Origin of the sequence: Methanocella arvoryzae MRE50, from assembly GCF_000063445.1 — an archaeon.
In the GTDB taxonomy this organism is placed as follows: Archaea; Halobacteriota; Methanocellia; order Methanocellales; family Methanocellaceae; genus Methanocella_A; species Methanocella_A arvoryzae.
In genome coordinates this window covers 875,089-897,740 of the sequence record NC_009464.1, presented here as the reverse complement: position 1 = coordinate 897,740, position 22,652 = coordinate 875,089, and the positions used below count along the sequence as shown (strand labels likewise).

Below are 22,652 nucleotides of genomic sequence, written 5' to 3'. Positions count from 1 at the left end.
TAGGCTTGAAAAATCTTATATAGCCATTGGTGGTATTATGAGAGTAAGGAGGTTTACAACTATGGCTGAAGCATATTTAATACCGGAAGAAAACCGGCTGATAGTATTTATAGGCTACATATTAACCTGGCTGGGTGGTGTCATCATTCTCCTGATGGGAAAGGATGACAGGGCAATGAAGTTCCACGCTTTCCAGGCGATCATACTCGGTATCATCGTCGTGGTGACCGCATGGTTCTGCGTCGGGTTCCTGGTATGGCTGTACATGATCTACGGCGGCTTCCTCGTCTACTCTGGCAAGGAGTTCCGGGCACCGATCATTGCAGACTTCATCGACAGCAGCCTGATGAAGTAAGTTCATCACCTTTTTCTTTCTTTTTCTCTCCCGCCGGCAACACGTTTTTATCATCCTTCACCTATATAGGCTTGAATTCTTATGCAGTGCAGCAGAGTGCTTGGCATCGAGGGCACCGCCTGGAGCCTCTCGGCGGCTATCGTAGGCTGGGATAAGGTGTATGCGGAGGCATCCCACCCGTACGTGCCGGAAACCGGGGGCATCCACCCTATGGCAGCCGCCCAGCATCACGCGAGCCACGTCAGCCAGATCGTCCGGCAGGTGCTGGACTCCGGCTACGACTTCGACGGCGTCGCATTCTCCCGGGGCCCCGGGCTGGGCCCGTGCCTGAGGACCGTGGCCACCGCTGCCAGGGCGCTGGCTCTGGCATACGACGTACCCCTCATGGGGGTCAACCATTGTGTGGCCCACATCGAGGTCGGCAGGTGGCAGACAGGCTGCCACGACCCGGTCGTGCTGTACGTCAGCGGCGCCAACTCTCAGGTGATCGCTTTCCGCCGGGGACGGTACAGGGTATTCGGGGAAACGCTGGACATAGGCATAGGCAACGCGCTGGACAAGTTCGGGCGCCACCTCGGCCTCCAGCATCCGGGAGGGCCGAAAATCGAGGCACTGGCCAGAGAAGGCAAAAACTACATACATCTGCCTTACGTCGTCAAGGGAATGGACCTCTCCTACTCGGGCATGATGTCTGCGGCCAAGGAAGCAGCGGCAAAGTACCTGAAGGAGGACGTATGTTTTTCCCTGCAGGAGAACGCGTTCGCCATGCTCGTGGAAGTGACCGAGAGGGCGCTGGCCCACACGGGCAAGAACGAAGTCCTGATCGGCGGGGGCGTGGGCGCAAACATGCGACTGCAGTCGATGCTGGATACCATGTGCAGGGACCGGGGGGCTAAGTTCTACGCGCCGCCCCGGAAATTCTTCGGGGACAACGGCTCTATGATCGCTTATACGGGCCTCCTGCAGCTGAAGTATGATCAGACTATACCAGTCGAGGACTCGGCCGTCAACCCGATCTATCGCACGGACGAGGTGGAGATCCCATGGCTGTAATCAGAAGGCAGGGCGCAGAAGCGGTCGTAGAGCTGCTGCCCGACAGGGTCATCAAGACCCGGGTGCCGAAATCCTACCGGATCCGGGAGCTGGACGAGCGCCTGCGCCGGGAGCGTACCCGGGCTGAGGCTAAGATCATCAGCGAGGCCCGGAGGCTGGGCATACCGACCCCTGTCGTGTATGACGTCGGCCAGTTTTCTCTGGAGATGGAACTGATACAGGGCAGGCCGCTGAAAGACGTGCTCTCGCCCGAATTGTCCCGGAAGGCCGGAGTTCTCGTGGGAAAGCTGCATCAGGGCGGCCTCATCCACGGCGACCTGACCACCTCCAACATGATCGTCACCGACAGCACGATCTACGTGATCGACTTTGGCCTCTCCTACTGGGACGGTACGCTGGAAGCCCGGGGCGTAGATGTGCATGTCTACTACCAGACCCTGGTCAGCTCCCACGAGAACCACGAAGAGCTGATGGAGGCGTTTGCCGAAGGCTACCGGTCCTCTTTCCCGGGGGCGAACGAGGTGCTCCGGCGGGTCAGGGAGATCGAGTACCGGGGCCGGTACAAGACCGAAACACCCTGAACGTGCGGATGTCCCTTTTTTGGCAACACTGTCAGGCACAAGCTATAATTCTGGCACGCGCTAACTCTTGATCATGCTGCTGGAACTGATCGGGCTGCTTGTCGGCATAGGGTTGCTGGTCAAAGGGGCTGACTGGCTGGTCGAGTCCGCCCGGGATCTGGCCTTCGCAGCAGGAATCCCCGCCTCAGTCATAGGCCTGACTCTGGTGGCCATGGGGACCTCAGTGCCGGAGTTCGTGGTCGGCATAGACTCTGCTTTATCAGGCGTCGGGCAGATCGCGGTCGGAAATGTGATCGGTGCGAACATCTCTAACCTGTGCCTGATCATCGGAGTTGCAGCTATAGTCAACAGGATCCACGTCTCGAGATCCATAGCCCGGGTCGACATGCCCTTTGCTTTTGGGGTTACTCTGCTATTCCTGCTACTCTCTCTGGACGGCACGATAGGGCTGATCGACGGCGTCATCTTCATCGGGGCAGGCATACTGTATATATACAACATTTACCGCCGGGCGGGCGGAGAGCGAAAAGTCCTGGTCGCCGACACTGATACGGTAAAAAACCTGGTCCTGCTGGCCATCGGAATCGCCTGCGTGATCCTCGGCGGGAAGGTGACCGTAGACAGCGCCGTATCGCTGGCTAACGCTTTTCAGGTTAGCCCCTTTCTGATCGCGGTGACGATCATCGCGATAGGTACGTCTATGCCGGAAATGGTCACCGCCCTCGTAGCTTCCAGGAAGGATGAGGGCGACCTTGTCATGGGGAACTGCATCGGCAGCGTCATCGTGAACACCCTGTTTATCCTCGGAGCAGCCGCCATTGTCTCGCCCCTGCCTATAGCGGGGGTGATCGACATCCTGATACTGCTCGGGATTATCGTGCTATTGCTGCCCATCCTTGTGACCCGGTCGCAGATCGGCCACCGCGAAGGTATCCTACTGGTCGTACTGTATGTTATCTTCGTCGGGTACAAGGTGATTGCCGGCGCTGTATAGGCCCGCCGGCAATCGAAAAAAGAATGTTCTGCCTATGCTTTTCTGTATGCTGCAGCAACCGCTGCCAGCCCGATTAAGGCGGCCATAATCTCGAAGCCGGGCGTCGGGGTGGGGGTCGGTGCCGTCGTGGGAGTGGCCTCCGGGGTAGCGGTAACCGCCGGTGTGACCGTAACGTTCGCGACCGGGGTTACGGTTACCTGTGCAGTGGCATTAGGAGTGGCCGTCACTGTCGGGGTCACGGTGGGCGTCGGGGTCGGTGTGACTACTGTCATCTGGAGGGGGTAATAGGTGCCGTTCTTCGCTCTGGCAAAGACTTCGACGGTGGCGTTGGTACCCTCCATCGGGGCGGATATCGTGGTCTTGAACTGGCTGTTAGCGTCAGTCTCGCCGTATAGCGGGTCTAAGGTGCCCGCGGTCGTGTGGGTGGTGATGAACCAGCCTGCGCCCACCTTGTTCATCCAGTGGTCGTACACCGTAAAGGTGATGGTCGACTTCCCGGTCTCGAGAGGTATGACTTTCTGGCTGACGTCTATGTCCACAAAGTATGGCTCCGGTACTATGACCACGTTGGCTGTATAGGTAACTTTCTCCGACACATTCACCGAGTTGGACAGGCCGGAAGCATAGTTCGGGCTCCAGGCGAAGACTGCCAGGTTGCCCTCAGGCACGTTGACGAACTGGTAGTACCCGTTGGCATCCACTGGCATGGTGAAGTTGCCGATCTGCTCGGATGTGTTCGACGCGTTCACGAGCATGACCTGGGCGTCGGTGATCGGAGCGCCTGTCGCAGAGGAAACTCTGCCCGATATGCTGGCGTTGACTGCCGGTGTCTGGGCGACTGATACTGCTGTGGCAGTAATAATCAGCAGGACCAGTGTAGTTATCAGTATGATTGCGAACGGTTTCATATGGATCAAAAATATCTAGCGTGCCGTTATCTATTAAATCTTTTTTAAGCTACGGTCTGATTCGTATTTACCTGCCATGATTCGACCAAGTGGTCCAGCTCTTCCTGTGTTAATCGCCTGTAGCTTCCTCTGTGCAGGCACTTCAGAGCCCCCGCTGCACTGGCATATCTTAGCCTGTCCTGCAGCTTCAGTCCCTGGAGGCCTGCGTGAATGAAGCCTGCGGCAAAGGCCGCACCAGCGCCTGTGCAATCGACTGGATCGACCTTGTATGCGGACAATATCCCCGTATCTGTCGTACAATAGGCGCAGCCCTGCTCTCCTGCTGTTACGATCGCTGTACCTGCTCCTGCGGCATGCAGGATGGCGGCCGCTTCCGCAGGGTCCTTCGCAAGGGTCCTGACATTGGCTATGCTCGCTATGGCGACGTCGAACCATCCCAGAAAGCTGAGGTTATCCGCCCTTGCGTTCAGCACCGAAGGCACCTTCACAGCTCGCGCCTTTTCCCCGAGCCGGGCGGAGTTTTCACCGTAGCATCCGCAGGCGTAAAGGCTGCGGGACCGGGATACCAGATCCACTGGTACGGGGATCTCGTTCAGGGGCGTGTCTTCGTGGAAGGTGATCGAGGTCCGGTCCCCCCTGCGGTCGACTGTGACGGCCGAAACGCTCGTCTTTCCCCTGGTGTCCGCATACAGATCGATGCCAGCTTCCGCTATTCTCTGGCGGAGGTAGTCGCCCATCGGGTCTTTTCCCACGGGCCCCCCTGCCAGAGCTACTTTCCATCCCAGACCGGCCAGTGTCAGGGCCACCAGCGTAGCGTCGCCGCCAGGGTAAATCTCATAATCAGTAGCACTATCCTGAATGCCCGGGGCCAGCCCTGCTACCCGGCCGGATATATCTAGCGATATAGCGCCATAGCACAGGGCATCGTATTTTACGCACATTGTCTGTAATATTACTCGTGGCAAATAATAAAGTGACCTCTGGTGTGATGCGAAAAGTTGATATCTGACCGGCACTTTTAGCCTACCTACGCTGTCCGGCATATCCGCCTGACAGCCATATATTTAGACAGGGGACAGAACGGATGGACCGGAACAGGAAGAACGTTATATTTCTGCTCGTGGCAGCGGCGCTCCTCATAGACATGATGATGTATACGCTGGTCATCCCTATATTGCCTGCATACGCTACAACTTTAGGCGCCGACGAGATGATGATCGGCGTGATCTTCGGGGCTTTCTCTATCGCGCTGCTGTTGTTCAGCATACCGTTCGGGGCACTGTCCGATCGCGTGGGACGGAGGCCGCTGCTGGTCGCAGGCATGTTTCTGCTGGCCCTGACCAACCTTGTCTTCGTGATCTCCGATAACCTGTACCTCCTCATCGTGGCCAGGGTCATCCAGGGCATATCAGGGGCGGCGACCTGGTCGGCCGGCCTTGCCCTGATAGCGGACACTTTCGACGCATCCGAGCGGGGGTCGAAGCTGGGAATGGCTATGGCAATCATGTCCGCCGGTACGCTGTCAGGCCCCGTAGTGGGCGGAATAGTCTACGACCTGCTGGGCTACAGGATGACTTTCGTCCTGCCCTCGGTGCTGACGATCCTTCTGGGCTGCATGTTCTATTTGATCCACGTCCCGCCAAAATCGCAGGGCGAAAAGGGCAGCTACGCGAAGCTGCTGAAAAAAGCCCCCGTGGTATTTGCCGTCTGCTCGATCGCCACTATCGTAGGAGCTCTGACATTCGGCCTCCTGGAGCCCTTTATGCCGCTGTACCTGTTCGAGAAGTTTTCAGCTACGCCTACCCTCATCGGGCTGGCTTTCGGAGCGATGTCCCTGCTAAACATGGTGGCCGCTCCGGTGGTGGGAAACCTGTACGACCGCTTCGGGGGAAGAGGCCTGCTGGCATCCGGCCTGGTACTCTCGGGGCTGATCATAGCTCTCACGATGCTCATGCCTTCCATGGAGCTCACCATTCTGGCCTTCGCCATAGTGGGCGTTACCATGAGCATGGCACTGACGCCTATGCTGCCGCTGTTGACCGATCTTTTCGGAGGGCCGGAGGGCAGTTCCCAGGGCTTCCTCTACGGGATTTATAACACCCTCTTCTCGATCGGGCTGACTATCGGGCCGTTCCTTGGAGGGGCACTGGTAGTGAAGTTCTCTCTGCCTATAACCATCTTTGGGCAGGCCGTCTTGCTGGCGCTGACCGGAATACTCGTATTCCTGATCATCGGGGATCGGAAAGCCAGAGCGCCGAAGGCGCCGCAGTAAGACTGGTTTTTACTCCGGCAGATCAGCGATCTGCAGGCCGCCGAAGATCAGCGACGTGCCAATGATCAGCGGCTTGCTGGTCGTATGCAACGCACTGTAGACTTTTCCGGGAAGCGGGGGGACATAAAGGAACTCGGAGTGGTCGACAACAAGGATGAGATTGTTGAAAAAATCGAAGCCGGCGATCGCTTCCCTGTACTCCGGCATCGAGGAGACCCGATTAGACATTTTTGCCGTGGTATACATGCTCGCCACCTGCGCAGGAGTCAGAGTCCTGACGCGGACGTTATCTCCGTGGAAACACTCTTCTAGTTCCCTTTTTATCGTCTTGTTTTCCGTGATGATCACCAGCGACAGTTCCAGGCCTTTCCCGGCGATCCTTCTCAGGCTATCGAGGTACTGCTCCGGCGCCATGCACAGGACGCTCTTTTTAGCGGTATCCAGCATATCCTCCAGCTTGGCTTCGATGCTCGGTGCTCCGTAGATCGACCACAATGTCTCTTGAGGCGCCTCTGCCACGAACTCACTCTCGAGGGCTTCGAGCTGCACGATCGCATCCTCGGAATGGAGAGTTTTCATACATTCGTCAGCAGTTGTGAAACACTTAACTACTATCTCGCAAGATATCTATAGCTTACAGGCTTACTATCCGTTGTTAACCGCTTAACAACTGCATGCGGGGTGGAATACTTGCTGTCGAAAAGTGCTACGTTGCCCGAAGGCATCGCTGAATGCGTCGCCGAACTACAAAACGGTCCCATACACTACTATCGAGCTGGTGAGACTGGCCGGCCTATCGTTCTGCTCCACGGCGGCGGCACTGACACGGCCTGGCTTTCCTGGAAGAAGGCCATTCCGGCACTGGCCCCGGACTACAGGGTTTACGCCCCTGACTGGCCGGGCCACGGGGGAAGCAAGCAGTACCGCGGCAAGGCTACCCAGGAAATGCTCGAAGGCTGCCTGCTACAGCTGCTGGATGCATGGGGCCTGCAAAAGGCGACGCTGGTCGGCCTTTCTATGGGGGCGAGCGTAGCGGCCGGTTTTACCATCGGGCACCCGGAGCGGGTGGCCAGGCTGGTGCTCACGGACAGCGGGGGGCTGACAGAGCGGGTACAATGGCATCTCCTCAGCTATCTCCTGCTGAAAACGCCCCTGTTTCCCCAGCTTACTTCCATGCTGATGCTCAACCGCCCCTCCATTCGCTACAGCCTGGAAAAGCAGTTCTTCAAGAGCCGGGTTCCGGACCTCGACGAGATCGTGGGGGAGGTATACCAGGAGCTCAAAGCTAAAAAATCGATTTACAGCGACTGGCAGCTCGATGAAATCGGCCCCAGGCGGCTCAAGACCTTCCACCTGCCGGAACTCGGCCGGATTCGCTGTCCGACGCTGGTCGTCAACGGTTCTCTGGACCATCTTGTTCCCGTCGAAGCGGCAAAGCTGGCCGCTGAAAAGATCCCGAAGGCAAAGTTCGAGGTAATCGCCGGGTGCGGCCACTGGCCTAACCGGGAGAAGCCCGACGAGTTCAACCGGATCCTGCAGGCCTTTCTGAAAGAGACAGATGCTGATCTGCCTCCCGCGTAATCGCGGGTGCCTGCCAGCCTGACGAGCGCATGGGTATAAAAATTCTGTGCTGCAATGGTATCCACTGCTACCAGAGATGTATATCGATCGTAATCTTTTTATACTACGTGTTCAGGTCTCCCCAGAAGCCTTTTATAGCACCGTCTCGGAATGAATCGTTTGCAGACATGATCTGGCGTAAGCGGGCCGCATCGGCCTCGTATGCTGACCATGCCGTCGAGGAATTATCCGGGGAATGTCCGGAGGGGCTACACATGGAACCAATCATCAAGACGGTAAACCTGACGAAATCGTACGGCAAGAGCCGCGGGATCGAAGATGTCAACCTCAGCGTGAACCGGGGCGATATCTTCGGCTTCCTCGGTCCCAACGGGGCTGGCAAGTCGACGACGATCCGCACGCTGCTGGACTTCATCCGGCCCACGAGCGGCAGCGCCAGCATCTTCGGCCTGGACTGCCAGAAGGACAGTGTACAGATCAAGAAGCGGATCGGCTATATCCCCGGTGATTTCGGACTGTATGGTAACATGTCCGGGTGGAAGTTCCTCGAGTACTTCGGCAAGGTCCGCGGCGGATACGACGCAGAAGATGCCAGAGCTTATGCGGCCCGGCTGGACATCAGGCTCGACCGGAAGATGAAGGAGTACTCCAGAGGCATGCGCCAGAAAGTCGCCATCATCCAGGCGTTCATGAATAATCCTGATCTGATCATCATGGACGAGCCGACCAACGGCCTGGACCCTCTCGTGCAGCAGACGTTCATGGACATGATCCGCGAGAAGGCAGCCGAAGGCACGACTATCTTCATGTCCTCCCACGTGCTCTCCGACGTGGAGAAGGTCTGCAACAGGGTTGCCATCATCAAGGGCGGCAGGATCGCCACCGAGGAGAAAGTCGAAGACCTGAGGAAGAAGGCGGGCAACGTCGTCCGGGTGAAGTTCGCGGAAGAGGTCGATCCCGCAGCTTTCGCGATGCCGGGGGTCAGCCCTGTGCGGCAGAATGGTTATCTAAAGATGACCGTCACTGACAACATGGAAAGCGTGCTCGGAGAGATCTCCCGGCACAAGGTGGCGGACATCAGCATCCACCAGATGACGCTGGAAGAGATATTCATGCATTACTATGAGGGAGGTAAGTAAGATGACGCTCGAAGTGTTCAGACAGGCGATCAAGGACAAGTACAAGGGGGCAATAGTTGCCTCAGCGCTCCTTTTCCTCTTCGTCTTCTGGATGGCATCTTTCTACCCGGCGCTGAAAGACTCGATGGCGATGTACGATCAGCTACTGGAGAACCCGACCTTCAAGGCCATGCTCGGCAGTGAGATCGTAAGCATGGGGACGTTCTCCGGGTTTATGGCTGTAGAGTTGTTCAGCTACATCGGCCTGGTCGTCGGAGCTTACGCAGCGTTCCTTGCCGCTTCTTTCCTCGCAGGGGAGATCGAGCAAAAGTCCAGCGAGCTGATGCTGTCGCTGCCGGTCAGCAGAGAAAACATCGTGCTGTCCCGGTTCGCGGTAATTGTGCCAGTATCTATCCTCGTCTCCGCGGCCATGCTGCTGGCCGTCTATACAGGCGCGGTCTTCATCGGGGAGCCGGTGGATCTCGTGTGGTTCGCCTACGCCATGCTGTTCACAGGCGTATTCATGCTGGCGGTGGGCGCAGGCGCGTTGCTCCTGTCAGCCTTGATGAGCGACGGTAAAAAGGCGGCGTTCTCGGCGATCGGCGTCCTGCTGGTCATGTTCCTCGTGGAGAATGTCGGCTCCATGATTACCAGCATCGACTGGGCGAGAAAGCTGTCCCTGTACCACTACGCTAAAGTTACCAACATCGTGATCAACCACGACGTGAACTGGGGCAACCTGGGCATCCTGCTGGCCGCCGCGGTAGTATTCCTCGCACTGGCCGTCATCGCCTTCAAGCGCAGGGATATCAACGTCACTTAATGGCCTGCATTGCAGGCCCTTGATATTTTCATGCAAATGAAAATTACTTTCACAATGCTACCATGCAAAAACCATATAGTTTAAGAACTGATATTCTCACTTCCAGGTGAGAGGACAGTATGGCCGCAAGCGTGATTTCCAGTGTCGCCCGGTGGAAGGAATTCCTGACCCGGTATTACAAGAATCAGATTCAGCAGCTGGCTGTGTCTGACGTCAAGAACAAAGCGCTCGCCATCGAGTTTCCGAACATCACCAAATTCGACGTCAGGCTTGCCGAGGAGCTGCTGAACAACCCGGACCTGGTGCTCTCTCACGCAGAAGACGCGCTGACGCTGGTGGACCTGCCTGTCAAGACGCAGGTATCTGCCAAGATCCGGGTCATCAAAGTCCCGAGAAAGACGCAGGTCCGTGAACTGCGGAGCAGCGACGTCAACAAGCTCGTCTCGCTGGAGGGCACGGTGAGGAAGATCACCGACGTCCGCCCCCGGATTCTCGAGGCTGCCTTCGAGTGCGCCAGGTGTAAGAACATCATCTACATACCCCAGGAGGGGTCAGGCAAGTTCATCGAGCCTTCCTACTGCCAGTGCAACGAGGAGAAGAAAGGCATTTTCAGGCTGATGTACAAGGAGTCACGGTTCGAGGACTACCAGCGGATCAAGATCCAGGAGTCGCCTGAGAACCTCAAGGGCGGCGAGCAGCCTCAGACGCTGGACATCAACGTGAGCGACGACCTGGCAGGCATCGTGACTCCCGGCGAGTTCATCACCGTCACGGGCATCCTGCGCTCGGCGCAGCGTGTCAACAAGGATGGCAAGACGGCTTATTTCGACATTTACCTGGACGGCGTCGCTGTCGAGCTGGAGGAGCAGGAGTTCGACGAGGTGGAGATCAGCCTCGAGGACGAGGAAGAGATCCTGCGCATGTCGAGGGATCCGGAGATTTACCAGAAGGTGATTGGCTCCATCGCTCCGTCCATCTACGGCTACGACGAGGTCAAAGAGGCTGTCGCCCATCAGCTCTTCTCCGGGGTAGTCAAGGAGCTACCTGACGGCAGCCGCATCAGGGGCGACATTCACGTGCTGCTGGTCGGCGACCCCGGTATCGCCAAATCACAGATCCTGCGGTACGTGGTCAAGCTGGCCCCGAGAGGCGTCTACGCGTCGGGCAAGAGCGCGTCATCCGCCGGTCTTACTGCAGCGGCAGTAAAGGACGAGTTCGACGGCCAGTGGACGCTGGAGGCCGGTGCGCTGGTGCTGGCAGACAAGGGTATCGCAGCCATCGACGAAATGGACAAGATGAAAAATGAGGACCGATCGTCGCTGCATGAGGGCATGGAACAGCAGAGCTATCATCCTTTGACAGAAATTCTGCTGGCTGATGGGAGAAAAATTAGAATAGGAGACTTGTTCGATCAGACCTATGCAAAGGCTGACGAGATCATTGAAGGCATCGACTGCGAAATAGTGCCGTGCGAAGGTGTTTCTGTCCTAAGCACTGACATGAATCATATTACGGAGCAGCGTGTTGATCGTGTTAGCAGGCATAAAGCCCCAGATCATTTCATAAAAATCCGGTATTCAAATGACCGAGAGATAATTGTTACACCAGAACACCCTGTCTTTATTGTTAAAGACGGAATATCCTGTATCCCTGCTTCTGCTGTAACTATTGGTGATCCAGTACCGGCTCCGGTTGAAGAGCAAACAGGCTCGAAAATATGCTCATTGTATGTGACTGCTGTGGAAGTCATACCCAATGAGGGCCAGTACCGGACAGATTATGTATATGATGTCACCGTCGAGCCTTACCATTGCTTCGTCTCGCAAGGTGTTATCCTGCATAACAGCATCAGTATAGCCAAGGCGGGCATTCTGGCGACTCTAAAATGCCGTTGCGCCATCCTGGGTGCCGCAAATCCTAAGCTGGGCCGTTTCGACCCCTACGAGAGCATTCCTGACCAGATCAACATGCCCCCGTCGCTGATGAGCCGTTTCGACCTGATCTTCATTTTACAGGACAAGCCCGAGGAAAAGAGGGATACGAACATCGCCGGGCACATCCTGAAGTCTCACTTTGCGGGCGAACTGCACGAGCACAGGAAGAACAATCCGGCCAGCCATGTTACTGATGACATGGTCAGGACCGCCATGTCGACTATCAAGCCTCAGATCGACCCAAAGCTGTTCAGGAAATACGTCGCATATGCCAAGCGCAAGGTCTTCCCTATCATGACCGAAGACGCAAAGGCGCAGATCATCAACTTCTACCTCGGCCTGCGTAAGCAGGGCGAAGGTGACAACGCTCCCATCCCGGTCACAGCCCGTCAGCTCGAAGGCCTGGTAAGGCTTGCGGAGGCGAGCGCCCGCATGCGCCTCAGCGACAAGGTGACGGCCGACGACGTGGCCCGCACTATCCGCATCACTATGACCAGCCTGAAGCAGGTGGGCATGGATACTGAGACCGGCAGGCTGGACATCGACGTGCTGCAGGTGGGCGTCGCCAAGTCCCAGCGGGACCGGATCAAGAACCTGAAGCACCTCATCGAAGACCTGTCCAGGGAGTACGAGGGATCGGTGCCAGTTGACGTGCTCATTGACCGGGCGGTCGAAAGTGGCATGCCAAAAGATAAAGTAGAAAAAGAGCTTAAAAAATTGAGGGAGATCGGGGAAATTTTCGAGCCGAAGTCAGGCCATCTCAGCCTGTCGTAAGAGGAGGATAATGAGTATGGACTACGATTCACTTCTGAACCGGGGCAAAGCAGAACTGCCGAAGAGCGTCAAAAGCAAAGCCCGCTTTGAGGTGCCTGCCGCCCGGGTACGCCTCGAAGGCAAGAAGACCGTCATCGAGAACTTCGGCGACATATGCGACCGTCTTAATCGGGACCCTGATACTGTGGCGAAGTACCTGCTGCGGGAAATCGGCACGGCCGGCACCCGCACGGATGGCAGGATCACACTTACAGGCGTCTTTTCTTCGGAGCAGATCGACGCCGCTGTGCACCAGTTCGTAGACGCTTACGTTATGTGCAATGTGTGTCACCTCCCCGATACCCGGATGGTCAAGGAGAAACGTACCACTACTCTCGTATGCGAGGCTTGTGGTGCGAGATACCCTGTAAAAACGATCAGATAGGTGTGGTTTGACTGTGTACCTGAAAGTCTACCGGATAGACAACGAAGTGATGGTGGCCGTCTGCGACGAGAAATACCTTGGAAAGGAGTTCTCTGACGGGGATGCCCAGCTAATAGTGGCAGAAAAGTTTTACGGGCGGGAGCCTGCCTGCTGTGAGGAAGTAGTCGACGCCCTGAAGGAAGCCACGATAGCGAACCTGGTCGGAGAAGAGAGCGTGGCCTGTGCCGTCAGCGCCGGCATCATCGATTCAAATTGCGTGATGTACATAGCCGACATTCCACACGCCCAGCTGGTATGCATGCCCTAAAACTGGTATATACATAAATTTAAATATATAATAATACAATATACAGTAATAGTTGGGCAAGATACTGTAGCTGTACATGTGATTGCCTAATAATACTAAAACATATATATAATATGAAAGTAATTATATATCAGTAAGTACACATTCAGAAAACGGTTGGCCCGGCATATGGTTGTCATATGATGCTGGCAATCGAAAAACACAGGCGGTGCTTCGGAAAATGGAGATAGACAGACTGAACAAACGTATATTGCAGTTGCTTCAGCGTGACGGCAGGATCACGTACAAAGACATTACCAAAGAAATGGACCGGGCAGAGTCGACTGTACGTGAGCGCATCAGCTTCATGGAAGAGCAGGGGATCATCGAAGGGTATACTGCGATCATCAACAAACCTCGTGTAGGTCTCAATTGCAGCGCTATCGTCTATGCCCGAGTGCAGCCGACGCAGTTCGACGAGATCGCCAACAAGCTGAAACTGGTTAACGGCGTCCTCCAGATTTACCACACCAGCGGCGAAAAGAACCTGTCATTCTTCATCACAGCCACCGATTACGATGAGCTGAATAAAATTATCAAGAATAAGATCACACCGCTGGGCATCAACGACATGGATATATCGATCATCATGAAGGCCATCAGGGAGATCGCCGAGGTCAACATCCTGAGCGTCGATGAGAAAGAGGCCATCGTGCAGGCCCGTAACAAGAGAGAGATGATGCCCGCCCCGGCCCAGCTTAAATCCAGCGGGATGAGAGTCGGCGAGGCGCTGGGCGTTATGTATGGGCATTATAAATAAGCCATAATTTACTATTTTTAGTATTTTTAGTAATTTTCTTATTTATTTCTAACAGTACACTATCAACAAGAGCCTATGCTGGGCTGGGCGTTCTTTGGTTGCTCGTGTGCGATGAGACAGCAAGACGAACGCTGCGCTGTGCAAAACCTCACAGATTTCACAGATTGAAACTGATTCCACAGATTTCTATGGATAGCACAGATTACGATTGATTCCACAGATAACTAAAAATATTCTGATCGATTGTCTTATGATTGCCATCGGTGATCGATTATTATTATTAGAGTATTCCATCTGTGCTATCGTGTAGTAATCTGTGGATCCAGCAGAGAAATCTGTGGAATCAGTCAGAATCTGTGGCATCTGTGAGGTTTAGCACAGCGCAGCGTTCGAATTGCTATCTCGGGAGAGCCTGTACATTCAGGTGAGGTACATCGCAGCGTCCGTGTACGCTCATAATCTCATGAGCAATGTCTCAGAAACGTCCAAAAAGTTTCCGGAATTACTCTAAAAGTGCTAATAACTACTACCTGTTTATTCTCTGTCATAGGTCGATGATCATCCCATCATAGCCCAGTGGATAAGTCCTGGCTGCCTCCTCGTGGGGCGGGAACAGGTGGGCAATATGGGTTAACAGGGTCGTTTTTGCCCGTGTTTCCATGGCCAGGTTCATCGCATCGGCAGCGTTCATATGCTTATCGATGTTGATGTGCGGCGGGACGATGGCGTCGGCGATCAGCAGGTCGGGGTCCATCATTATGGCCATGCTTTCGGATGGTATCTGTCTGTTGGTATCGCCTGTATATACGAGGGTTTTTCCGTTATGCCTGATGCGCATTCCTGTCGCCATCCGGATAGGGGGATGTGTAACCTCGAACAGTGTGAACTCCAGTTCGCCGATCATAAACGGCCTGTAAAGCTCGCAATCGTGGCGATCGAAGGACATAAAATGGAACTCTCCGAGGACGTAGTCGAGCACCTGTTTCTCTCCATACACTGGCATGTTGCTCTTCACTCTCCAGAAGTCTCCGAAGCCGCCGGTGTGGTCCCGGTGCTGGTGGGACCAGACGACAGCGTCGATGCGCTCGATGTCATTATCCAGCAACTGCGACCGGAGGTCCGGGCCAGTTTCGATCATGACGTTCAGCTTGCCGTCGGTGACAAGTATCCCTGGCCTGTACCGCCTGCTTTTGCCGCCTTTTTTCGCATCCAGGCATGCCGGGCACTTACAGCCAATCTTGGGGGTGCCTACTGCGTCGCCAGTGCCCAGGAGAGTGATACGCATGGACTACCAGTTGGCTGTGAAATAAAATAAAGTTTCTTGCGAGCCGGAAAAGTGATGCGCCGAAAATAAGGCTTCGGGGAACTTGCCCAAAAAGTTCCCCGTCAGTCATACTCTTTCATTAACTGCTCTGGCCGTCGTTCAATCTCAGGTTGATCCGTTCCTCGAACTGCCTGACTGCCCGGACCATGTCTTCCTGGGTGAGTGTGGTCCTGTCTTCGGTGAGCGCGTTGAGCACTGCTTCTCTGACAACGAGGCGCAGATCTGAGCCGGAGTAGTTCTCCGTCATGGCGGCAAGCTCTTCCGTGTTGAACTTGCCATCGATGGGCTCCAGCACCATCTTGAAGATCTGTTCCCTCATCTCCACGTCGGGCAGCGGGAACATGACGATCTCGTCGAACCTTCTCCACGCGGCGCTGTCCAGTAATTTCGGATGGTTGGTGGCACCGATCAGGAGCACGCCGTCGTTGACCAGGCTGATGTCGTCAATGCACTTCAGCAGGGTGTTTACCGCTCTCTTGAGGGCTGCATGCTCGTCGGACGTCCTGGTCTTGGCGACGAAGTCGAACTCGTCGATGAAGAGGATACAGGGGCTCATCTTCTTGGCGAGCTCGAACACCTTATCGATGTTCTTGGACGTTTCGCCGAGGTACTGCGAGGTGATCATGGAAAGTTTTACCTCGAGGAAAGGCAGGCCCAGTCTCGCGGACATGGCCCTCGCCGTTGACGTCTTGCCGGTTCCCGGGGGCCCTACGAACAGCAGCTTGCCAATCTCTCTTAAACCGATCTTCCGCAGGTAGTCGCGGTACTGGATGGCCTTCACGATTTTCTCTACTTCAGCCTCCTGCTCGGGGGTAAGCACGATGTCGTCAATCTTTTGGTTGACGTCCTCCGGGGCGAATACGTGGACAAGCTTCAGCATGTCGACGCCTTCTTCCCCTCCTTCGGTGGCCACGTTCTTGCTCAGCGCCTCGACCCAGGCCCTGTCGGATTCCTTCGGGGGATTCCTGGACTTGACCTCCTTATAGTCGACGTGGAAGGTGCCGTAGTTCTGGTAATAGTAAGCCAGGACAGGGTTATTGTTAATCCGGTCTTTCACGTCTTTCTTCGCAAACCACTTGGTGCCGAGGTCCAGCACCGTGAGTGTGAAAATCGAGCCGAACTCGTCGAAGTTGACGAAGGGCAGCGAAGACATGATTTCATGGGCGTCGTCGAAGTTCAGGATCGCCTTGATGTCCGAATCGACAACCTTGATCGGCCGGGGCACATTATTGTTCTTGGCGTCCCAGTAGTGCTTGCGAATACGGGGCGGCAGATCGTCCTCTGTCAGCGCACCCGAGTTATTGTATATCTCGGCGGTGAGCAGCAGCTCGAGGACATCCAGCACCGATTTTTCGTTAATATTTGCCATCGTTATTACTCCAGTCCTGCGTTGTAAACTTTAATTAAGGTGAACTTAATACATACATGTTTCGATGCTTAAATATTTTACAGTTAGCGCGGAAGGATTCTCGCAAGCCCGGAAGGCCTGCGAGCCATTCGGAAACTTTAAAGCAGCCCCATGATTCCTACGATCATCTGAGTCATGATGTCGCCGTACGCCAGCGCTACAACGACTCCTAAGGTGATCGGTATGAGCAGCGGTATCTTGGGCGTAACCCAGAGCGTATCCTCTATCTTGCCCTCTTTTCTCCACTTCTTCAGCTGGCCGTAGAGCTCGTCGTCCAGCTCAGGGTACCTGAACATGGACATGTGCCTGACGACTTTGCCATCTTCCTCTTCGTAGTTATGCATCAGCCTGACGTGCTTATCCTTCAGGTCCTTCAGGCTCATCTTGTACCCGAAGAACGCTGTAATAAAGTTAGATTTCAGTTCCCTGAAAGGCAACTTGTACGCGTTGTAGAGGAAGATCGACAGGGGCAGGACGATGTTCAGGATGAGGGCGTTACCAAAGACTGCAAGTGTAAAGATGGGCGTGACCGGATCTTTGACCAGCGGCAGCGAAACGCCCAGGATGTCCATGACCGGGTAGTACGGGAACAGCACCGACATAGCCAGCAGTGCATTGGCATCGGCTCCTCCGAAGGCACCTTTCAGTACGTTGTTGAACAGGTAGTAGATGAAGTTCACCAGCAGGTAGATTAAACAGAAGCTCAGGGCGAAGAAGAACAGCACGTTGTACCGCACTTCGTACGAGGATGTAAAGATCTCCGTCAGTAGCAGGATAACCCCGGCAGCGGTCATTACTTCCCAGAGTATGGGCGGCGCCCGCCTGGACTTCCAGTCTGTGATACAGGAGTATCCCATTATTGCCAGACACATCACAATACGTAGCCAGTTGATTGCATCCGGCTGGACAGTTAACATACGCTATTAGAATTAGCAATATGATATAAATGCTTTATTAGACAAAATAGTAAGTAAGGGTGGTCCCCTTACTCTTTATAGTTAAGCGTGTACTCTGAGATCCTGAAAGCCCCGATGGCCGGCGCCAGGTCTGGCCTTTCGCTCGAGATGACCGTGACCTTCTGCTCCAGCTCGTCGCAGAGCATCTGCTGGATTCTCTCCCTGAGGCCAGGGATACATGCCATGCCGCCGGTTAAGATAATCGGCTCTGTCAGGACCCTCTTGTAGGTCTGGTAGTGGTCCTGGGCCAGCTGCGGGAAGAAGTTCTCCATAATGGCCTCGATTACGTTGTTGACGTATTCTTCCACGGGCTTCATGATGCTCTTCTCGATCTTGAAGCCGTACTGGCCTCTGTCGTGGATGTGGACGGAGTCGTAGACAGGCTTGTAGTCGATGAAGTTGGCGAACTCTTCCTTGTATTTGCGGGCGGTATTGAGGTCGATGTTGACGATGCCCTGAGTCTCGTTCTGCACGCCCAGGCGAATCTTCCTGTCGACCAGGTTGCCGCTGATGGTGCCGAGCGTGACTGTGTGGACCGGCTCGCCGTTCCTGAACGCGCTGATCTCCAGGGTAGTGGAGCCCATGTTGACGCTCATGAAAGTCTTCTTGATGGCTTCCAGGCCCTCGAAGGCGGGGATTGCGCCGCAGAAGGCTTCGGACCACGCCTGTCTGCCGGTCCTGCCGATGGACATTCCAGAGATGATCTCTTTCAGGTTCTTGCGGCCCCTTTCGTTCTCGACTGCGGGGTGTGCGAGTGTTACATAGCTGTTCTCAGGGATGTTGTACCGGTACACGAGGTACTCGATGAACTGGGCGGCGAGCTTGACGCTGTCGTCGTCCTGGGGCAGCCCTGCCCTGAACATGAAGTAGACTGAATCGGCGTACTCTTCGGCAGCCTCGTCTCCGAATTTGGTGGCGAGCTTGCCGGTGAATAAGTCCCGATAGCGGGCGACGCAGGTGAGCGTGCGGACGATATCGAGGCTGCCCTCGTAGTTGGGCATGACCAGCACAGTGCGGGTCGAGCCTATCTTCAGGCCTATGGGCACTGCCTCATTGGATCTCTTCTTGACATATCCAGTATCGACAAAACCGGCGCCGGCTAATTCCATGCCTCCGCTGCCGTCTGTGAACATTTTGCTATCGTGAGCATTCATTTCATCCATTTATATCCACCCTTTAATCTTCCCCGTCCAGCCTCCATACGACTACGGACGACTCTCTGTCATCGGACGAGGAATCGTGTGACTTATAGTAGTACAATCCCTTGATTTTCTCGATGTCATCGTTGATGACGAGCTCTTTGGTGATCATGGTGAGCGTGTTCGGGGGAATCTCCAGATCGTTGCTCATCTGGATAAAGGAGACTCCGTCCGGGTGCTCCCGAATATACTTGATGACAAGTTCCTTATCCTTTATGCTTGCGGAAGGCGGCTGGTCTCTGCCTATGGGCATGGACCTGGGTAAGCGTATCCGCCCGTCAGGCTCAGACGTGATCGGAGCCCTGGGTTCGTATGCGGGCGCTCTGGCTTCCCTGTCTTCGTATGCAGGAGCTCTCGGAGCTGGCTCATCATCATATGCAGCCGGCGGTATTACAGACGGGCCTCTGTTGGCGTACGAGGACGGTATCCTCTCTACGGCCGGCCTGTCCTGCTTTTTGTAGATCTCGCGGGCGCTGACCATGCTCGGAACTTCCTCTTCTTCACCGCGATACTCCGGAAGGCGGGGCTGCTCTGCCCTTGCGTTGAAAGCCTTCTCCTGGCTCTTCTTGCTGTCCAGTTTTGCTCTGGACGCTTCCCGGGCCTGTGCCATCCTGGCCTGCTCGGCTTTGCGAGCCTCGGCCCTCTGGGCCCTGTTAGCCTTCTTCGTCTGACTGGAGGCCTTGTAGTTGTTGAGCGATTTGCCCAGCGCGCCCTGGATCGGGGCGATGATGCCGCCGAATATTCCCAGGATCCACTGGCGTTTGGTGAACAGCAGGGCCAGTATTGCCACTACTACGAGGATGAGAATAACTACGGCTGCTGCAACTGGCACCCATGCGGGAACGACAGACTTGGTCATGCCCACAAAGACGTCCTGCGTGGGCGTATTCTCAACTATGTTGACAGGTGTTTCCCAGTCATCGTAGCCCGGTGCAGTAATCTTGATCTTGTGACTCCCGGGTTCTATGTAAGCAGTATATGGTAATGTGACTGGCTTGCCCTCAGAGTCTGTGATCAACTTGTCATCTACATACAGCTTGATTCCGGTGATCTCCGGGTTAATCGTGTTTATCTTTACCCAGCCCTGGGTTGAGTATGGTATGGTGAAGTTGACGACCGGGTTCCGGGCTCTATGGTCTGCGCTCGGGTCCTGGGTGACGAAATTGGGGTTATATAGCGTGATCTTTTTGCTATCACCGTATACCTGGCCGTTCTTGTCCGTATACATAGTGGTGATATTGAATCCCTTGGAGCCGTATACGATGCCATTGTCCGGCGCATCTGCGGTAACCTGGACTCCGTAGAACTGGTAGAAGCCGTTCTGGTCAGTCCTGGCTTCTCCTACCTTCAGATAGCCGCTCATGCCATCGTCCGTGGACTGGTAAAGCGTTACTACCTGGTCAGGTATGGGCTTGCCGTCTTTATAGGTGACGTAGCCGCTCAAGATATTCAGCTGTTCCTGAGTCGGCATCTCTGGCGGCTGGGGGTTCTGCGCTGCTGCAGACATTGGTATTAATACAGTAGTCGAAAGACTGTCGAGATAATTAGTGGCACCAATCACGTCAACATCCAGAATCTTGCTGGACTGGAAGATCATGCCGTTTTCCATGTACTGGCCCCACACCTTGTAGTGGCCGACCGGTAGGCGCATGAGGAACGTGCCTCTGTTTTTAGAGTTGTCCGTGAAGGTGTAGAATTTCTGATCGCCGGAAGATGCGTAGACAACACCATTACCTAAAGGCCTCTGGCTGGATCCGTCCTGCTGCATAACACCCCAGATAAATCCGTATTCAGGGGGAGGATACTTTTCCAGAGTCGTATCTCTGATATCGAACTTGACGATGCCAGTATCGGTCGGGTACCACAGTGTGTTTACCACGCTTGTCTCGTAAGTGGTCCCGCTGTCCTTGAATTCTACCTTTACCTTACAGCCCGGGCTGTTAGCCACCACGTTACTGAAGCCGAAGGCTCCGCTTTCATCTGAAACGGTCCTGCCGATCTCCTGATAAATGCCATCGTACAGGATTACAGTCGCACCCTGTACAGGCTTTCCGTGTCTGTCCACAACCTGTCCCAGCGCAGTGAACGGCAGGCTTGCCGCATATACGTTAGGGGCAGCGATGAGTTGTAAAACGAAGAAACTGATTAATAAGAGGGCAAGTACCTTTTTCATCCTTCGACCTTCCGACCTTCTGAATTAAGCTTTTACATCTACAAATATTTTATCGTATAACCGGTTATATCCACGGTGTTTTCGATACGAGGCATTATTACGGCTTTTTTAGCCTGGAAATGCCCTGTAGAGCGACGAGCATTTGCATGTTTTTCAGCATGTTATTTATAGCTTTACTCGCTCGAACAGCCGGGCATCCTTGCGCCAGGGACGTTTAAACGCCGTTTGCAGGCGCTTTTATGCCTCCTTTTCCTATCCGCACGTATGTAGCCGGTAGCTTATCGAATAGCTACTATTAGCAGCGAGTATATAAATGCTATCCTATTATCCGTCAACCATCCCCCAGCACAATATATATTATGTATAAAGGATCTCAGCCCGCAGTACCTGTTTTCATCTTTCGAAAGTGTGGTGGCATACGCCACTTTCTAATGTCATCCCGATGACAAAGCCTAATATATTTTGCAGCATATAAAGTTTCAAGAGCGGGAGATCTTACCATGCTGAAAGAAGCTATCCTGTGGGAACAGGCGGGGGATAACAAGCTGAGGTGCAACGTATGCTCATACCGGTGCCTGATCCCGCCTGGCCGGTCCGGCAACTGCCGGACCCGCAAGAACATAGACGGCAAGATCTTCAGCCTGATTTACGGCACTGTCACCTCGGTGGCCAGTGACCCCATCGAAAAGAAGCCTCTTTATCACTTTTACCCAGGCAGCTACTCCTACTCCATGGGGTCTGTCGGCTGCAGCTTTCATTGCGAGCACTGCCAGAACTGGACCATCTCCCAGGCCGACATAGAGCGCGTATACACGAGCGACATCTCACCGGAGCAGGCCATCGAGAACGCGGCCAGAGATCGGTGTAAGACCATCTCCTGGACTTATAACGAGCCCTCCATCTGGGTGGAATTCACTCGTGACTGCGCTGAGATCGCCCACAGCCGGGACATCAAAACCGTCTACGTAACTAACGGCTACGCTACTGAGGAGCACATGGACGTCATGAAAGGCCTGCTCGACGCCTACCGGGTTGACATCAAAGCCTTTACCGAGGACTTCTACCGGAAAACCTGCAAGGCCAGGCTGGCCCCGGTACTTGAGTCCTCAGTCATAGCCAGAGAAGCAGGCATGCATGTCGAAGTCGTCACACTCCTCATCCCCGGCCTGAACGACAGCCCCGAAGAGGTCAGGAGCCTCTCGAAATGGGTCAACGATAAGCTCGGGCCGGATACGCCCGTTCATTTCACCCGCTTCCACCCCATGTACCACATGGACGACGTCAGGCCGACACCGCTGCAAACACTGGAGCAGGCCCACGACATCGCAAAAGCCGAAGGCCTCAAGTATGTCTACCTCGGCAACACTCCGGGGCATAAGTACGAAAGCACCTGGTGCCCCGCCTGCGGCGAACTTTTGATCGAGCGCTATGGGTTCCACATCATACGGTACTCCATACCAGCGGATAAAAAGTGCCCGGCCTGCGGGGAAAAGATTCCTATCGTCGGTGAGTACGGGCGCTAACACAACTGCGATTATTCACTACGGAGGCTTACAGAGAAACGGTTTACCACGGAGGCACAGAGGCTCACAGAGTTACACAGAGATTTACTCAATATTGGTCATCGGTATATCCTTATATCAAAAATCTCTGTGCGTCTCTGTGTTTC

The 22,652-nt window shown here is 54.8% G+C and carries 21 protein-coding genes; 13 read left to right on the top strand and 8 right to left on the bottom strand.

What is annotated here, in order from left to right; genetic code table 11:
- The first annotated feature begins 61 nt into the window (after positions 1-61).
- From RCI_RS04595 to RCI_RS04580, 4 genes are all read left to right on the top strand, one after another.
- Positions 62-355 carry a hypothetical protein gene (locus RCI_RS04595; protein WP_048198037.1) on the top strand — a complete coding sequence of 98 codons (294 nt, stop codon included), beginning with the start codon at positions 62-64 and terminating at the stop codon, positions 353-355.
- 81 nt (positions 356-436) lie between these two features.
- Positions 437-1,408, top strand: a complete 972-nt coding sequence (locus RCI_RS04590) for a bifunctional N(6)-L-threonylcarbamoyladenine synthase/serine/threonine protein kinase (RefSeq protein WP_012035231.1) — start codon at positions 437-439, stop codon at positions 1,406-1,408.
- Positions 1,399-1,989, top strand: coding sequence for a Kae1-associated kinase Bud32 (locus tag RCI_RS04585; protein WP_012035230.1), 591 nt, complete (start codon positions 1,399-1,401; stop codon positions 1,987-1,989). The genes RCI_RS04590 and RCI_RS04585 overlap by 10 nt, the downstream gene beginning before the upstream one ends.
- 73 nt (positions 1,990-2,062) lie before the next feature.
- Positions 2,063-2,983: a calcium/sodium antiporter gene (locus tag RCI_RS04580; protein ID WP_148266524.1), complete on the top strand. Its 921-nt coding sequence runs from the start codon at positions 2,063-2,065 to the stop codon at positions 2,981-2,983.
- Between the two features lie 32 nt (positions 2,984-3,015).
- Here RCI_RS04580 and RCI_RS04575 read toward each other — a convergent pair whose 3' ends face one another.
- Both RCI_RS04575 and RCI_RS04570 read right to left on the bottom strand, forming a co-directional pair.
- A complete protein-coding gene (locus tag RCI_RS04575; protein WP_048198034.1) occupies positions 3,016-3,891 on the bottom strand; it encodes a carboxypeptidase-like regulatory domain-containing protein in 876 nt (291 codons plus the stop codon).
- Positions 3,892-3,935: 44 nt separating this feature from the next.
- A complete protein-coding gene (locus RCI_RS04570; protein ID WP_048198031.1) occupies positions 3,936-4,832 on the bottom strand; it encodes a carbohydrate kinase family protein in 897 nt (298 codons plus the stop codon).
- A 143-nt stretch (positions 4,833-4,975) separates the two neighbouring features.
- Between RCI_RS04570 and RCI_RS04565 the strand changes: the two genes are divergently transcribed.
- Entirely contained in the window at positions 4,976-6,163 is a 1,188-nt protein-coding gene (locus RCI_RS04565) for an MFS transporter (protein WP_012035226.1), read from the top strand.
- A 9-nt stretch (positions 6,164-6,172) separates the two neighbouring features.
- Here RCI_RS04565 and RCI_RS04560 read toward each other — a convergent pair whose 3' ends face one another.
- On the bottom strand, positions 6,173-6,742 hold the full coding sequence (locus RCI_RS04560) for a TrmB family transcriptional regulator sugar-binding domain-containing protein (RefSeq protein WP_012035225.1): 570 nt from the start codon (positions 6,740-6,742) through the stop codon (positions 6,173-6,175).
- A gap of 111 nt (positions 6,743-6,853) precedes the next feature.
- Between RCI_RS04560 and RCI_RS04555 the strand changes: the two genes are divergently transcribed.
- From RCI_RS04555 to RCI_RS04525, 7 genes are all read left to right on the top strand, one after another.
- The gene (locus tag RCI_RS04555) at positions 6,854-7,744 is read left to right on the top strand and encodes an alpha/beta fold hydrolase (protein ID WP_197535235.1); all 891 of its coding nucleotides are present in this window, start codon (positions 6,854-6,856) and stop codon (positions 7,742-7,744) included.
- Positions 7,745-7,998: 254 nt separating this feature from the next.
- Entirely contained in the window at positions 7,999-8,883 is an 885-nt protein-coding gene (locus tag RCI_RS04550; RefSeq protein WP_048198029.1) for an ABC transporter ATP-binding protein, read from the top strand.
- Between the two features lies 1 nt (position 8,884).
- Entirely contained in the window at positions 8,885-9,685 is an 801-nt protein-coding gene (locus RCI_RS04545) for an ABC transporter permease subunit (protein WP_012035222.1), read from the top strand.
- A 119-nt stretch (positions 9,686-9,804) separates the two neighbouring features.
- Entirely contained in the window at positions 9,805-12,393 is a 2,589-nt protein-coding gene (locus RCI_RS04540; RefSeq protein WP_012035221.1) for an ATPase AAA, read from the top strand.
- Between the two features lie 16 nt (positions 12,394-12,409).
- Positions 12,410-12,817 carry a translation initiation factor IF-2 subunit beta gene (locus RCI_RS04535; RefSeq protein ID WP_012035220.1) on the top strand — a complete coding sequence of 136 codons (408 nt, stop codon included), beginning with the start codon at positions 12,410-12,412 and terminating at the stop codon, positions 12,815-12,817.
- A 13-nt stretch (positions 12,818-12,830) separates the two neighbouring features.
- On the top strand, positions 12,831-13,124 hold the full coding sequence (locus RCI_RS04530; RefSeq protein WP_012035219.1) for a DUF424 domain-containing protein: 294 nt from the start codon (positions 12,831-12,833) through the stop codon (positions 13,122-13,124).
- A 220-nt stretch (positions 13,125-13,344) separates the two neighbouring features.
- Entirely contained in the window at positions 13,345-13,923 is a 579-nt protein-coding gene (locus RCI_RS04525) for an Lrp/AsnC family transcriptional regulator (RefSeq protein ID WP_012035218.1), read from the top strand.
- 544 nt (positions 13,924-14,467) lie between these two features.
- Here the strand turns inward: RCI_RS04525 and RCI_RS04520 are convergent.
- The 5 genes from RCI_RS04520 to RCI_RS04500 form a co-directional block, all read right to left on the bottom strand.
- Positions 14,468-15,208 (bottom strand): MBL fold metallo-hydrolase, encoded by a 741-nt coding sequence (locus RCI_RS04520; protein ID WP_012035217.1) that lies wholly within the window; start codon positions 15,206-15,208, stop codon positions 14,468-14,470.
- Positions 15,209-15,326: 118 nt separating this feature from the next.
- Positions 15,327-16,616: an ATP-binding protein gene (locus RCI_RS04515; protein ID WP_012035216.1), complete on the bottom strand. Its 1,290-nt coding sequence runs from the start codon at positions 16,614-16,616 to the stop codon at positions 15,327-15,329.
- Positions 16,617-16,753: 137 nt separating this feature from the next.
- Positions 16,754-17,572 carry an A24 family peptidase C-terminal domain-containing protein gene (locus RCI_RS04510; RefSeq protein WP_012035215.1) on the bottom strand — a complete coding sequence of 273 codons (819 nt, stop codon included), beginning with the start codon at positions 17,570-17,572 and terminating at the stop codon, positions 16,754-16,756.
- A gap of 68 nt (positions 17,573-17,640) precedes the next feature.
- On the bottom strand, positions 17,641-18,774 hold the full coding sequence (locus tag RCI_RS04505) for a cell division protein FtsA (protein ID WP_231844942.1): 1,134 nt from the start codon (positions 18,772-18,774) through the stop codon (positions 17,641-17,643).
- Between the two features lie 13 nt (positions 18,775-18,787).
- Positions 18,788-20,983 carry a carboxypeptidase regulatory-like domain-containing protein gene (locus RCI_RS04500; protein ID WP_012035213.1) on the bottom strand — a complete coding sequence of 732 codons (2,196 nt, stop codon included), beginning with the start codon at positions 20,981-20,983 and terminating at the stop codon, positions 18,788-18,790.
- Positions 20,984-21,483: 500 nt separating this feature from the next.
- Here RCI_RS04500 and amrS point away from each other — a divergent pair, with 500 nt between their 5' ends.
- Positions 21,484-22,506 carry an AmmeMemoRadiSam system radical SAM enzyme gene (gene amrS, locus RCI_RS04495; protein ID WP_012035212.1) on the top strand — a complete coding sequence of 341 codons (1,023 nt, stop codon included), beginning with the start codon at positions 21,484-21,486 and terminating at the stop codon, positions 22,504-22,506.
- Positions 22,507-22,652: the final 146 nt, after the last annotated feature.